Annotated in this window: 11 protein-coding genes; 6 read left to right on the forward strand and 5 right to left on the reverse strand. The window is 66.1% G+C overall.

Annotated features, from left to right (window positions below):
- The first annotated feature begins 5 nt into the window (after positions 1-5).
- From HK401_RS06110 to HK401_RS06125, 4 genes are all read left to right on the forward strand, one after another.
- Positions 6-737, forward strand: a complete 732-nt coding sequence (locus tag HK401_RS06110; protein ID WP_181273755.1) for a hypothetical protein — start codon at positions 6-8, stop codon at positions 735-737.
- A gap of 81 nt (positions 738-818) precedes the next feature.
- On the forward strand, positions 819-2051 hold the full coding sequence (locus HK401_RS06115; protein ID WP_181273756.1) for an amidohydrolase: 1233 nt from the start codon (positions 819-821) through the stop codon (positions 2049-2051).
- A gap of 4 nt (positions 2052-2055) precedes the next feature.
- Positions 2056-3489: an amidase gene (locus tag HK401_RS06120; protein WP_181273757.1), complete on the forward strand. Its 1434-nt coding sequence runs from the start codon at positions 2056-2058 to the stop codon at positions 3487-3489.
- Between the two features lie 141 nt (positions 3490-3630).
- Positions 3631-4146, forward strand: a complete 516-nt coding sequence (locus HK401_RS06125) for a ferritin (RefSeq protein ID WP_181273758.1) — start codon at positions 3631-3633, stop codon at positions 4144-4146.
- A gap of 229 nt (positions 4147-4375) precedes the next feature.
- Here HK401_RS06125 and HK401_RS06130 read toward each other — a convergent pair whose 3' ends face one another.
- A complete protein-coding gene (locus HK401_RS06130; RefSeq protein ID WP_181273759.1) occupies positions 4376-5308 on the reverse strand; it encodes an AEC family transporter in 933 nt (310 codons plus the stop codon).
- Positions 5309-5390: 82 nt separating this feature from the next.
- Here HK401_RS06130 and HK401_RS06135 point away from each other — a divergent pair, with 82 nt between their 5' ends.
- Complete coding sequence (locus HK401_RS06135) at positions 5391-5861, forward strand: Hsp20/alpha crystallin family protein (protein ID WP_258234016.1); 471 nt, start codon at positions 5391-5393, stop codon at positions 5859-5861.
- A gap of 94 nt (positions 5862-5955) precedes the next feature.
- On the opposite strand, the gene HK401_RS06140 is transcribed toward HK401_RS06135, so the two are convergent.
- Entirely contained in the window at positions 5956-6696 is a 741-nt protein-coding gene (locus tag HK401_RS06140; protein WP_181273760.1) for a class I SAM-dependent methyltransferase, read from the reverse strand.
- 175 nt (positions 6697-6871) lie between these two features.
- Here HK401_RS06140 and HK401_RS06145 point away from each other — a divergent pair, with 175 nt between their 5' ends.
- Positions 6872-8131: an aspartate aminotransferase type Ic gene (locus HK401_RS06145; protein WP_181273761.1), complete on the forward strand. Its 1260-nt coding sequence runs from the start codon at positions 6872-6874 to the stop codon at positions 8129-8131.
- A 155-nt stretch (positions 8132-8286) separates the two neighbouring features.
- On the opposite strand, the gene HK401_RS06150 is transcribed toward HK401_RS06145, so the two are convergent.
- The 3 genes from HK401_RS06150 to HK401_RS06160 are packed head-to-tail and all read right to left on the reverse strand — an operon-like array spanning position 8287 to position 13077.
- Positions 8287-9141 (reverse strand): 3-hydroxybutyryl-CoA dehydrogenase, encoded by an 855-nt coding sequence (locus HK401_RS06150; RefSeq protein WP_181273762.1) that lies wholly within the window; start codon positions 9139-9141, stop codon positions 8287-8289.
- A 35-nt stretch (positions 9142-9176) separates the two neighbouring features.
- A complete protein-coding gene (locus HK401_RS06155; protein WP_181273763.1) occupies positions 9177-9683 on the reverse strand; it encodes a peptide deformylase in 507 nt (168 codons plus the stop codon).
- A complete protein-coding gene (locus tag HK401_RS06160) occupies positions 9676-13077 on the reverse strand; it encodes a pyruvate carboxylase (RefSeq protein ID WP_181273764.1) in 3402 nt (1133 codons plus the stop codon). The genes HK401_RS06155 and HK401_RS06160 overlap by 8 nt, the downstream gene beginning before the upstream one ends.
- Between the last annotated feature and the right edge of the window lie 149 nt (positions 13078-13226).

Consider the following 13226-nt stretch of genomic DNA (forward strand, 5'->3'; position numbering starts at 1 on the left):
AGACCATGTCATCCGTCATCACCGCACCCTCCCACGCAGCATTCGAGCGGACCACGACGAAGTGGGGCTCGATCACGCTGTTCATCGGCTTCCTCATCGCCACCTCGGTGCCGTTCTATCTGCTCTTCGTCGCCGATGCCGACATCGACGTCGGCACCATCATCACCGGCTTCCTCGCCGTGTTCGCCGTCTACGGGGTGTTCTGGATCGTCGAGCCGCTCACGTACTTCCCCATCCTCGGTCCCGCCGGGATGTATCAGGCGTTCCTCATCGGCAACATCTCGAACAAACTCCTGCCCTCGGCGATCGTCGCGCAGGACACGATCGGGGCGAAGCCGGGCACCCGCAAAGGCGAATACGCTGCGACGATGGCCATCTGCGGGGCGGCGATCATCCACGTCGCCTCGATGGTGCTCTTCGTCGGCATCCTCGGCACCTGGCTGCTCACCCTCATTCCCGAGCCCATCACCCTCGTCGCAAAGCTCTATATCCTGCCGGCCATCCTCGGCGGAGTCACCGTCCAGCTCATCGCCTCGCTGCGACAGGTCAAGTCGACGCTCATTGCGCTCGGCATCGCAGCGCTGATCATCCTCGTCCTCATTCCGCTCGTTCCCGTTCTCGCTCCCGGCGACGTCGCCATCGTCGTGCTCCTCACCATCGCCATCACCTGGTTCACCCGGAAGAAGAGCATCACGGACCGACGGGGCGATGCCGGCGAGAACGTCGGCATCAACTGACCACCCGGCCACCCATCGAACAGCAGAACCACCCGTCTCCGGCATCTGCCAGCATGGAGGCAACCACGATGAAAGGACATCATGACGCTCAACCCCGTGTTCACCTCCGCGATCGAGGAGAACCTCGACCGCATCGTCACCGACTACAAGGACTTCCACCGCTCCCCCGAGCTCTCCATGCAGGAGACCTGGACCGCCGGGCAGATCGAGAAGCGTCTGCACGAGCTCGGGCTGAGCACTCAGACCTTCGGCGGCACCGGCATCGTCGCCGTGATCGAGAACGGTGAGGGGCCCGTCGTCGGCTACCGTGCCGACACGGACGGGCTGCCCATCACCGAGGACACCGGGCTCGACTACGCCTCGACCGCCGAAGGCACGCTTCCCGACGGATCGACGACGAAGGTGATGCACGGCTGCGGCCACGACACCCACATCACCGTCGGCCTCTATCTCGCCACCGCCCTCGTCGAACACCGCGACCTGTGGTCGGGCACCGTCGTCATGCTCTTCCAGCCCGGAGAGGAGACCGGCGAAGGAGCGCGGGCGATGCTCGACGACGGACTCTGGGACTCGATCGTCCGCCCCGAGGTCATCTTCGGGCAGCACGTCTGGCCGGGACGCGCCGGCCACGTCTACGTCTCGTCCGGTACTGCCATGGCGATGTCCGACTGCCTCAAGGTCACGGTCAAGGGCAGACAGGCCCACGGCTCCCAGCCGGAGGCGGCGATCGACCCGATCGTCCTCGGCGCGTTCATGATCACCCGGCTGCAGTCGATCGTCTCCCGGGAGATCTCCGGTCGCGACATGGCGGTCGTCACCGTGGGCACCTTCCACGGCGGCCTCAAGGAGAACATCATCCCCGACTCAGCGGAGTTCAAACTCAACATCCGCACCTTCGACGAGGATGTCCGCGAGCTGGTCCTCGACCGAGTCCGCCGCATCATCCTCGCCGAGGCGCAGGCCTCCGGCGCACCCGAGCCCCTCATCGAGGACATGTACCGCTTCCCCCGCTGCTACAACGATCCCGAGGAGACCGGAGCCTTCGTCGACGCCGCCACCGCTGAGCTCGGATCCGAGCACGTCCACGTCGAAGACCCGGTCACCGGCAGCGAGGACTTCGGTGCCTTCGGCGATGACATCGGAGTCCCCTACGTGTACTGGTTCTTCGGCGGCTACTCCGATGCGAAGTTCACCGGCGACGAAGCACCTGCGGGCAACCATTCGCCCTTCTTCGCCCCCGACGACGTCGAGACCACCCTGACAACCGGACTCCGCACCGCTCTGAGCGCAGTGCTGAGCAAGGTCGGGCGGTGATTCGATGAGCGAGGAACTGCGCTGGCTGTCGACCCGGGAACTCGCCGCCCGAATCGCTGCGAAGGAGATCTCGGCCCGCGAGGCGCTGGACGATCACCTCGACCGCATCGATCAGGTCAATCCCGCGATCAATGCTGTGGTCACCCGCGATGACGAGGCGGCCTATGCCAGCGCCGCCGCTGCCGACGAGGCTCTGGCCCAAGGTGAGAGCCTCGGGCCGCTGCACGGGGTGCCGATGACCCACAAGGACACCCACGACACCGCCGGAATGCGCACCACTTGGGGCTCCCCCATCATGGCCGACCGCGTGCCCGACACCGACTCCCTCATCATCGCCCGGCTCAAGGCCGCCGGAATCACGACGACGGGAAAGACCAACGTGCCGGAGTTCGCGGCCGGCTCCCACACCTTCAACGAGGTGTTCGGCACGACCGTCAACCCTTACGACCGGACCAAATCGGCTTCCGGATCATCGGGCGGGGTGGGTGCCGCACTGGCCGCAGGCATCCAGGGTTCCGGTGACGGCTCGGACATGGGCGGGTCCCTGCGCTCGCCGGCCTCGTTCAACAATGTCGTCGGCTTCCGCCCGAGCAACGGGCGCATCCCGCACACTCCACCGGCGAATCCGTACTCCTGGCTCGCCCAGTCCGGATTCATGGCCCGCACCGTCTCCGACGTCGCGCTGCTCATGAGCGTGGCCTCCGGTCCCGAACCCACGGCACCGGCGTCGCTGCCCGAATCGGGAGGTGTCTTCGATCTCCCCGAATTCGGGCTCGGTGCAGGCTACTCCCCCGATCTCACGGGAGTGCACATCGGCTTCTCCCCCGACCTCGATGGCCTCCTTCCTGTCGAGACGGAGGTGGCGGACATCGTCGGCAGGACGGCTCAGGTCTTCACCGACCTCGGTGCCCGAGTCGAGGGAACGATCCCCGACCTCACGGACGCCGACGAGGTGTTCGGGGTGCGCCGAGCACTCGACTTCGTCGGATCCTGGGGCGCGCTCTATGAGGCCAACCCGGACCGGATCAAGGATTCGGTGGTCTGGAACCTCCGAATGGGTCTCGAGCTGACCGGCGCCGAGGTGGCCTCCGCCGAGGCCGCGCGGGCACGCCTGTACTCAGAGGTCGAACGCTTCTTCTCGAGCGCCGACGTCCTCGTGCTCACGACGTGCCAGGTGCTGCCGTTCGACGCCTCGATCGAATACCCCACCGAGATCAACGGAGTGGAGCTGTCGAACTATCTCGACTGGATGCGCGCACTGTGCCTGATCTCGGCGACAGGGTGCCCTGCGATCTCCGTGCCCGCCGGATTCTCCGACTCGGGCCTGCCCGTGGGTGTGCAGATCGTGGCCCGGCCGGGAGCCGATGTCGAGCTGCTGCGCATCGCCCACGCCTTCGAGGCCGCTACCGGTCATCACCTGCAACACCCACAGATCTGAGCTGTCCGAAGATGGGGCAGGTATGGCAAACCTGCGGAGAGTTTGCCGAGCCTTTCCACACTGGAACCATTCTAGAAAAGGTGTCAGGATAGTATCTGAGCAGGCGGAACGGATCCGTCTCGAATCGCAAAGGAGTAATACATGCACCTGAGCCCCGCCATGCAGAAGGTCCTCAACGAGCAGGTCACCCTCGAACTCGAGGCCTCCCTCGTCTACCTCCAGCTGTCCATCCAGCTCGACGATCTCGATCTGCCCGGAATGACGCGCTGGATGCGCGCCCAGTCCGAAGAGGAACAAGTCCACGCGGCGAAGTTCACCCAGCACTGCCTCGACCGCGACTTCGCCCCGCAGATCGGCGACATAGCAGCACCGAAGGTCTCCGGATCGCAGCCGATCGACTTCTTCAAGGCCGCACTGGCACATGAGGAGAAGGTCTCCGAATCGATCCGCAACATCTACCGCACCGCGCAGTCCGAGGCCGACCTCGACGTGCTGCCGCTGCTGCACTGGTTCATCGACGAGCAGGTCGAAGAGGAGTCGAGCATCTCCGAGATCATCGGCCGCCTCGAGCGCGTCGGCGACGACGGTGCAGGAGTGCTCCGCATCGACTCCGAGCTCGGCTCGCGGCACCCCGATATCACCGCTGACAGCGAGTGATCGACGCGCGTATCGCGTGATCCACGCGCGTATTGCTTGAGTTCCGCACTCATGCATGATTGACGCGCACAGTGCGCAATCGCCACGAGAGGGCGGTCGGTTCCACACAGGAACCGACCGCCCTCTCTGCGCCTTCGCCTCTCTGCGCCTTCGCCTCTCTGCGCCTTCGCCTGTCTGCGCCTTCGCCTCTCTGCGCCTTCGCCTGTCTGCGCTTCACCTGGCTCCAAGCTCAACCAAGGACGGCGTGAGCGAGAAGCAGTACGAACGGCAGAGTGATGAGCATGACCACGGTCTGGCCGGCGATGAGGGCGGCCATGAGCTTCGCGTCCCCGCCCAACTGTCTGGCCATCACGTATCCCGAGCTTGCCGTGGCGATCGCCTGGAAGACCATGCCGACGAGAGCCGGCACCGGCGGCACGCCGAAGACCGCGAGCATGAGCAGCGACAGTCCCGGCAGGACGATGAGCTTGATGAGCGTCGACGAGGTGATGGCGGCGGCGTGTGCGCGGAATGAGAATCGGCGGAGCCCGGCACCGACGCACAGCAGGCCGATCGGCAGAGAAGCCGCGGCCAGCGGATCGAGGACCATGGCCGCAGGGTCCGGCAGCCCCAGTCCGCTGATATTGGCCGCTCCCCCAGCCAGGCAGCCGACGACGAGAGGATTCGTGATGATGGCCCGCAGAAGTGCGAGGATCGAGCTCGGTCCCGTCCGCAGAAACTCGAAGCCGAGGCTGGAGATGACATTCACCGTCGGTACGAGGATCGCCGCGACGATCGCAGCCACGGCCGAACCCTCGGATCCGAAGAGGCTGCCGGCCAGAGACAGTCCGATATAGGTGTTGAACCTGATTCCACCCTGCAGCACCGAGGTGAATGCGGGCAGGTCCCGGGCGATGACTCGGCGGGCCAGTACGACTCCGATCGAGACGATCACAGTGGGGATGACGAGCGCGCCCGCCAACCGCGCTACCGGCACATGGGCGACGTCCACCTCGGCGACGGAGGTGAAGAGGAGGACGGGAAGGAGACAATAGTATGCGAGTCTCTCCGACCCTGACCAGAACTCCTCGCTGCCGAAGCCGGGCAGGCGCTTGAGCACGAGACCCAAGGCGATGAGCACCGTGACGGGAAGGAGGGCGAGAAGCACCGGAACCAGACTCACGAACTGAGAGTTTCATGAGTTCGGAATCATTTCAAAGTTGAGTGTGTTTGACTCAATATAGGAACCGAGCGAAAGGAAGCATATGGCTACACGATTCGACCCCATCCGTGATCTCGATCGATTCTTCTCCGAGGTCACCCGTACACCCAATGCGACGTCTCTGCCGATGGACCTCTACCGCGACGGGGAGGTCTTCATTGCCCGCATCGATATGCCGGGAGTCGAGCCCGACAGCATCGATGTCGACGTCGAGGATCGCACGCTGACCGTTCGCGCACGTCGCGAATCCGAGGTCGCGGACAAGGACGTGAAGTGGCTGACGCGCGAGCGCACCACCGGAACCTACGCCCGCCAGCTCACTCTCGGCAATCGGGTTGCCCTCGATCGGATCAGCGCCGACTACAGTGACGGCGTCCTCACACTGACCATCCCGGTCGCCGAGGAGGCTCGTCCGCGAAAGATCTCCGTCAACCACGCGTCGACGGGCAATCGGCCCGAGGTCGTCGGATCGACCTCGACCGACGGGCCCCAGGCTTCCGGCGGCCAAGGCTGACCAGCGCCGTGAAGCCCATCTGCATCGGCGGGCCGCTCCCTGCGAATGGGAGCGGCCCGCCGTCTCTGTGCCAGCCTCCGTTCGCCGCGGACTATCAGCTCGCCGTGTGCTCGAGCAGGTAGGCCAGACACATGTACGGCAGATCGACCGCGCCGGTGATCGGATGTTCGGTGCTCAGATACTCCCGCAGATTCGACTCCACCCGGCTGCGCGTCGCTGCGTTCGAGCGCAGCCAGTACGAGCGAGTGCGGGCCAGGTCGACGATTCCGTCGCCGTCGAGCGGTGTCGCGAACTCGACGAGACGATGGTCGATGAGATCCAGTCCCCGGCCCGGCCGCGGACGGTACTGCGGACGGTAGACATCGCCGGCATGCATGATTCGGCTCAGTCGCAGCACCCAGTCGATACGCACATCGAGCTGATTGATGAGGATGAGCAGACGTCCGCCCGGACGCAGGATCCGGGAGATCTCCGCCGCCGCACGGTCCTCGTCGAACCAGTGCCACGCCTGCGCCACGGTAACGATGTCGAAGCGATCCGTCTCGGCGCCTGTGTCCTCGGCCGTGCCGATCAGCCCGTCCGCCGGATTGTGTTCGAGAGCAGCGGCGTCGGGGTCGACGGCGAGGACATGGCTGCCGCGCTCACCGAGCTCCCGACTGAGGATTCCCGTGCCGGCACCGAGGTCGCAGACCTGCAGACCAGCCCACCCATCGGCCCACCCGTCGACGGCGAGATCGATCGCGGCCGCGGGATAATCGGGGCGCACCTGGTCATAGGTCGCGGCCTGAGCGCCGAAGCCACGTCCGTGCACCGCCTGCGCGCGTGGTCGCACCATCGCTGCCGCCTTTCTCCGTTCGGGGAAGACCTGTGTGAGTCCTCGGTTGAGGTCGCGCACGTGTGAGCAGACGTGTTCCCCGCGTCCCGAATACCACTCTAACGTCGGGCAGTGACCGGAGAATCGCTAGGATGGTCTCAACGGCCTGACCCCAGCTGCGAAGGAACGAACCACCATGCCCTCACCGTCCGACCTGCAGACACGCCTGGATGAGGCGTCGACCGCCTACGAGGAGTTCGCCTCCCGGGGACTCAAGCTCGACATCACTCGCGGCAAGCCCGCCCCCGAACAGCTCGACCTCGCCGCAGACCTCCTCACTGCGGTCTCCGGTGACGACGTCTTCACTGCCAGCGGGGTCGACACCCGCAACTACGGCGGCGCGGCCGGGCTCATCGAACTGCGAGAGATCTTCGCTCCCCTGCTCAAGGTGCCCGCCGCCCAGCTGCTGGCCGGCGGCAACGCGTCGCTGACCTTCATGACCCAGGCCCTGACGTTCGCGCAGCTGCACGGCACCGCCGTCGACGACAGGCCGTGGGGGCAGGGACCGCACAAACTGCTGTGCCCGGTGCCCGGCTACGACAGGCACTTCACTCTGGCCGAGTCACTCGGCTTCGAACTGCTCACGATCCCGATGGACGATGAGGGACCGGTGGTCGCCGAGGCTCAGAAGCTCGCCGAGGACCCCGCTGTCAAAGGCATGTGGCTGGTCCCGATGTATTCGAATCCCACCGGCATCACCATCACCGAGGCTCGGGCGCGGCAGCTGGCGGCGATGCCGACCGCCGCCCCGGACTTCGCTCTGCTGTGGGACAACGCCTACGCGCTGCATCACCTGCGGGCAGATCATCCTGACAATCTCGACATCCTCTCGCTGTGTGCCGAGGCAGGGAACCCCGAACGGGCGTGGATCTTCGCATCGACCTCGAAGGTCACGCATGCCGGTGCCGGTGTGTCCTTCTTCGCCGGAGGTCCGGCGACCGTGGACTGGATGCTCGCCAACCTCGGGAAGGTCTCGATCGGTCCTGACAAGATCAATCAGCTGCGTCACGTGCGCTTCTTCGGTGATTCGCCAGGAGTCGAGGCGCATATGCGCAAGCATGCCGAGATCATCGCCCCGAAATTCGACGCCGTGCTCACAGCACTCAAGGACGGGCTCGGGGCGGAGAACCTGGCGACGTGGACCAGCCCCGACGGCGGCTATTTCATCACCTTGACGACGATGGACGGCATCGCCGATCGCGTCGTGAAGCTCGCCGCCGAGGCCGGAGTCAAGCTCACACCGGCAGGCGCCACTCATCCCTACGGGCTGGATCCGAACAACAGCATCATCCGCATCGCCCCGACGATGCCGACGCTCGAGGACGTCGAGCTGGCCGCCGCCGGACTCGTCGCCTGCGTGCGGCTGGCCAGCTATGAGAAGCTCATGGCCGGCTGAAGCAGCGTCACCGTCTGAGCAGCCTCGGTGGGCATCTCAGGGAAGACGGCACCGCCCCCGAACCGATCGGTTCGGGGGCGGTGCCGTTTCACTTCAGGTCGCAGCGGCCGCTGAGGCCGACTCGGAGTCTGCAGGGACTCAGCGAGTACGGCGGATCAGTACTCGTAGAAGCCGCGGCCGCTCTTCACACCGAGCAGACCGGCGTCAACCATGCGCGAGAGCAGCACGGGCGGCTTGGTGGCGAGGTCACCGGTCTCTTCGTACATGCTCTGTGCGGCGAAGAGGCAGGTGTCGAGTCCGACGAGGTCGGCGAGCTTGATCGGGCCCATCGGGTGTGCACACCCGTTGACCATGCCCGTGTCGATGTCCTCCTTCGTCGCGAATCCGGATTCGAGCATCCGGATGGCGCTGCACAGGTACGGGATGAGGAGCGCATTGACGATGAAGCCGGGACGGTCCTCGGCCTGGACTGGTTTCTTGCCGAGCACGTCCGTGACGAATCCCGTGACGGTGTCGCTGACATCGTCGGCGGTGAGCACGGACGACACGATCTCGACGAGCGGCTGCACGGGTGCCGGGTTGAAGAAGTGAATGCCGAGGACCCGTTCGGGACGCGAGGTCGATTGCGCGAAGCGGATGATCGGCATCGACGACGTGTTCGAGGCGAGGATCGCCTCGGGGTCGGTGACGACCTCGTCGAGTTCCGCGAAGATCGACTTCTTGATGTCCTCGTTCTCACTTGCCGCCTCGATCACGAGCTGGCGGTCGGCCAGATCGGCGATGTCGGTGGTGAAGCGCAGGTTCGACAGTGCCTTGTCTCGGGCGTCGGCGTCGAGCTTTCCCTTTTCGACGGCGCGGCCCAAGGACTTCTCGATCCTCGCCCTGCCGGCAGCCGAGGCCTCGTCGTTGATCTCACGGACGATCACGTCGAGACCGGACTTCGCGAGCACCTCGGCGATTCCGGCGCCCATGAGTCCGCTGCCGATGACGGCGGTGCGTTGAATGGTCATTGTCTGCTCCTATTCGATGTCGGGTGGTGGAAGGTTCAGCTCATGCGGGCGAGGAACCAGTCGCTCGACCGGATCTGCTTCATGGCTTCCCGGCGGCGGTCCTTCGGCAGGGTCTGGATGTAGACCTGTCCGTCGAGGTGTCCCACCTCGTGCTGCAGCATCTGGGCGAACACCTCGGTGCCTTCGATCTCGACCGGCTCATTCTGCGCATCCACACCCCGCACCCGAGCGAACTCGTAGCGCGGGGTCGGGAAGAACAGTCCGGGCACGGACAGGCAGCCCTCTTCGATGTCGCGCAGCTCTCCCCCGAGTTCGACGATCTCGGGGTTGAATACGCAGCCGGTGCGCCCGTCGAGGTCGTAGCCGAAGGCCCGCAGGCCGACCCCGATCTGCGGGGCCGCGACGGCGGCTCGACCCTCCGGCCGAGCCGAGTCGACGAGGTCCTCGGCCAGTGCTGCGATGTGTTCGTCGAAGACGGTCACCGGTTCGCAGGCGCTGCGCAGAACAGGGTCGCCCCAGAGGCGGATGTCGCGTTCAGCCATCGATGACTACGACGAGGTCGCCGCCCTCGAGCTGCTGGACATCGGCGATCGCGACACGGGAGACGGTGCCCCCGGTCTGGGTCGTGATCGTCGCTTCCATCTTCATCGCCTCGATCGTTGCGATGGTGTCACCGACGGCGACCGTGTCGCCCTCGTGCACCTGCATCGTCACGACGCCGGCGAAGGGGCTGCCGACGTGGCCGCGGATGTTCGGATCGGCCTTCTCCGCGGTCTTGACCTCGCTCTCGACCGAACGGTCGCGAACGTTGAGAGGACGCAGCTGGCCGTTGAGGGTGAACATCACCGAACGCATTCCGCGTTCGTCGGTGCCGCCGATCGCCTGGACGCCGATGAGCAGGTTCTTGCCCTTCGCCAGCTCGACCGCGTGCTCCTCGCCGGGGGTAAGCCCGTAGAGGTATTCGGAGGTCTCGACGACGGAGAGGTCGCCGTAGCTCGAACGCATCTGCTCGAATTCCTTCGTCGGCCCGGGGAACAGGAGCTCGTTGAGCTTGTCCTTGCGCTCCCGACCGGACTCCCTGAGCGCCTCGGCATCGGCGGGCTCGAGCTTCTCGACGAGGGGCTTGTGCGCTCGACCGGCCAGGGCCTTCGTGCGGAACGGCTCGGGCCAACCGCCCGGAGGATCACCGAGGTCGCCGTTGAGGAACCCGATCACCGAGTCCGGGATGTCGAACTTGTCCGGGTTCTCCGCGAAGTCCTCCGGCGAGACGCCGGCACCGACGAGGTGCAGGGCGAGGTCGCCGACGACCTTCGACGACGGAGTCACCTTGACGAGGTGGCCGAGGATCGAATCGGCTGCCGCGTACATGTGCTCGATGTCTTCGAATCGCTCCCCCAGTCCCAGGGCGACGGCCTGCTGGCGCAGGTTCGACAGCTGTCCGCCGGGGATCTCGTGACGGTAGACGCGGCCGGTGGGTCCGGCGAGGCCGGATTCGAACGGGGCGTAGACCTTGCGCACCGACTCCCAGTACGGCTCGAGGTCGCTGACGGCGTCGAGGCTGATGCCCGTGTCGCGGTCGGTGTTCTCGAAGGCCGCGACGAGGGCCGACAGGCTCGGCTGGCTGGTGGTGCCCGCCATCGACGCCGACGCGGCGTCCACGGCATCGGCGCCGGCTGCAGCCGCGGCGTAGAGGCTGGCGAGCTGACCGCCGGCCGTGTCATGGGTATGGACGTGGACAGGCAGGTCGAAGTTCTCCCGCAGTGCGGTCACGAGCTTCGCGGTGGCAGCGGGACGCAGCAGACCGGCCATGTCCTTGATTGCCAGAACGTGTGCACCGGCGTCGACGATCTGTTCGGCAAGACGCAGGTAGTAGTCGAGCGTGTAGAGTTCTTCCTTCGGATCGAGGATGTCCGAGGTGTAGCACAGGGCCACCTCGGCCAGTGAGGAGTTCGTGGCACGGACAGCCTCGATGGCCGGGCGCATCTGCTCGACATCGTTGAGAGCGTCGAAGATGCGGAAGATGTCGATGCCGGTGCGAGCCGCCTCGTCGACGAAGGCGTCGGTGACCTCTGTCGGGTACGGGGTGTAGCCGACGGTGTTGCGCCCGCGCAGGAGCATCTGCAGGTTGATGTTGGGGACCGCGGTCCGCAGCGCCTCGAGACGCTCCCAGGGATCCTCACCGAGGAAGCGCAGCGCCACGTCGTAGGTCGCACCGCCCCAGGCCTCGATGCTCAGCAGCTCCGGGGTCATCCGGGACACGTGGCCGGCGACGGCCAGCAGATCGCGGGTGCGCACACGGGTGGCCAGGAGAGACTGATGGGCGTCTCGGAAGGTCGTGTCGGTCACGGCCAGGGCGGTCTGCTCGCGCAGGGCGCGAGCGAAGACTTCGGGTCCGAGCTCTGCGAGGCGATCCCTGCTGCCGGGACTCGGGTCGACCGACAGATCGATGTCGGGGAGCTTGTCGCCCGGACGGATGCGCACACCCGGTTCGCCGTGGGGACGGTTGACGGTGACATCGGCGAGGTAGTCGAGCAGCTTCGAACCGCGGTCGGCGCTGACGCGAGCGTCGAGCAGCTGCGGACGCTCCTCGATGAAGGACGTCGAGAGATCGCCGGCGACGAACGAGGGATCGTCGAGCACAGCCTGGAGGAACCCGATGTTCGAGGACACGCCGCGGATGCGGAATTCGGCGAGGGCGCGCTTGGCCCGGCCGACGGCCTGCGGGAAGTCCCGGCCGCGGCATGAGAGCTTGACGAGCATCGAGTCGAAGTGCGGACTCACGGCCGCACCGGCGTGGACGGTGCCACCGTCGAGACGGACACCGGCGCCGCCGGCCGAACGGTACGCGGTGATCGTGCCGGTGTCGGGGCGGAACGAGTTCGCCGGATCCTCGGTGGTGATGCGGCACTGCAGGGCGGCTCCCTTGATCCGCATGTCCTCCTGGCGCAGGCCGATCCCGTCGAGGGTCTCACCGGAGGCGATGCGCATCTGCGAGGCGACGAGGTCGACGTCGGTGATCTCCTCGGTCACGGTGTGCTCGACCTGGATGCGCGGATTCATCTCGATGAACACATGCTTGCCCGCACGCGGACCGTCGGTCTCGAGGAGGAACTCGACGGTGCCGGCGTTCTGGTAGCCCAGCGCCTTCGCGAATTTGAGGGCGTCGGCGTGGAGCGCCTCGGCGATGGTGGGATCGAGGTTCGGGGCCGGAGCGATCTCGACGACCTTCTGGTGGCGTCGCTGCACGGAGCAGTCGCGTTCGAAGAGGTGGATGGCGTTCGAGTCGTTGTCGGCGAGCACCTGCACCTCGATGTGGCGGGGGCGCTGCACGGCCTGCTCGATGAAGACCGTCGGGTCGCCGAAGGCGCCTTCGGCCTCACGCATGGCGGCCTTGAGGGCGTCTTCGAGATCCGAGGCCTGAGCGACTCGGCGCATGCCGCGTCCGCCGCCGCCGGCGACGGCCTTGACGAAGAGCGGGTACTCCATCGACTCGGCGTCTGCGAGGAGCTGCGCGATGTCGGCCGAGGGTCGGGTGGAGTCGAGGACGGGGATGCCGGCGTTGCGGGCGGCAGCCAGTGCCTGCACCTTGTTGCCGGCGAGTTCGAGGACGTCCGCTTTCGGGCCGATGAAGGTGATGCCCGCCTCGGCGCAGGCCCGCGCCAGATCGGGATTCTCCGACAGGAAGCCGTAACCGGGATAGATGGCGTCGGCGCCACTCTCCTTGGCGACTCGCAGCATCTCCTCGACGCTGAGGTAGGCCCTGACGGGGTGGCCCTCTTCGCCGATCATGTAGGCCTCATCGGCCTTCATGCGATGTTCGGAGTTGCGATCTTCATAGGGGAAGACGGCGACGGTCGAGGCTCCGAGCTCATAGGCGGCGCGGAACGCACGGACGGCGATCTCTCCGCGGTTGGCCACGAGGACTTTAGAGAACATAGGTGTCTCTCACTTCTGTATCGGCCGCACTGGTGCGACTGGTCGACAGGCTGTCGGGAACATACTCTACTCAGTGACCTGGAACACTCTGTCGACCGGGGGTCCACTTTCGACTGAGACGTGTGTCTCGGCGTGGTCGGCGCGGCCGG

Origin of the sequence: Brevibacterium oceani (assembly GCF_013623835.1) — a bacterium.
GTDB lineage: Bacteria > Actinomycetota > Actinomycetes > Actinomycetales > Brevibacteriaceae > Brevibacterium > Brevibacterium oceani.

Excerpts from the sequence above, each read along its gene's own strand:
- HK401_RS06110 (WP_181273755.1), top strand. The coding sequence starts at position 6 with ATGTCATCCGTCATCACCGCACCCTCCCACGCAGCATTCGAGCGGACC.
- HK401_RS06115 (WP_181273756.1), top strand. The coding sequence starts at position 819 with ATGACGCTCAACCCCGTGTTCACCTCCGCGATCGAGGAGAACCTCGAC.
- HK401_RS06120 (WP_181273757.1), top strand. The coding sequence starts at position 2,056 with ATGAGCGAGGAACTGCGCTGGCTGTCGACCCGGGAACTCGCCGCCCGA.
- HK401_RS06125 (WP_181273758.1), top strand. The coding sequence starts at position 3,631 with ATGCACCTGAGCCCCGCCATGCAGAAGGTCCTCAACGAGCAGGTCACC.
- HK401_RS06135 (WP_258234016.1), top strand. The coding sequence starts at position 5,391 with ATGGCTACACGATTCGACCCCATCCGTGATCTCGATCGATTCTTCTCC.
- HK401_RS06140 (WP_181273760.1), bottom strand. The coding sequence starts at position 6,696 with ATGGTGCGACCACGCGCGCAGGCGGTGCACGGACGTGGCTTCGGCGCT.
- HK401_RS06145 (WP_181273761.1), top strand. The coding sequence starts at position 6,872 with ATGCCCTCACCGTCCGACCTGCAGACACGCCTGGATGAGGCGTCGACC.
- HK401_RS06150 (WP_181273762.1), bottom strand. The coding sequence starts at position 9,141 with ATGACCATTCAACGCACCGCCGTCATCGGCAGCGGACTCATGGGCGCC.
- HK401_RS06155 (WP_181273763.1), bottom strand. The coding sequence starts at position 9,683 with ATGGCTGAACGCGACATCCGCCTCTGGGGCGACCCTGTTCTGCGCAGC.
- HK401_RS06160 (WP_181273764.1), bottom strand. The coding sequence starts at position 13,077 with ATGTTCTCTAAAGTCCTCGTGGCCAACCGCGGAGAGATCGCCGTCCGT.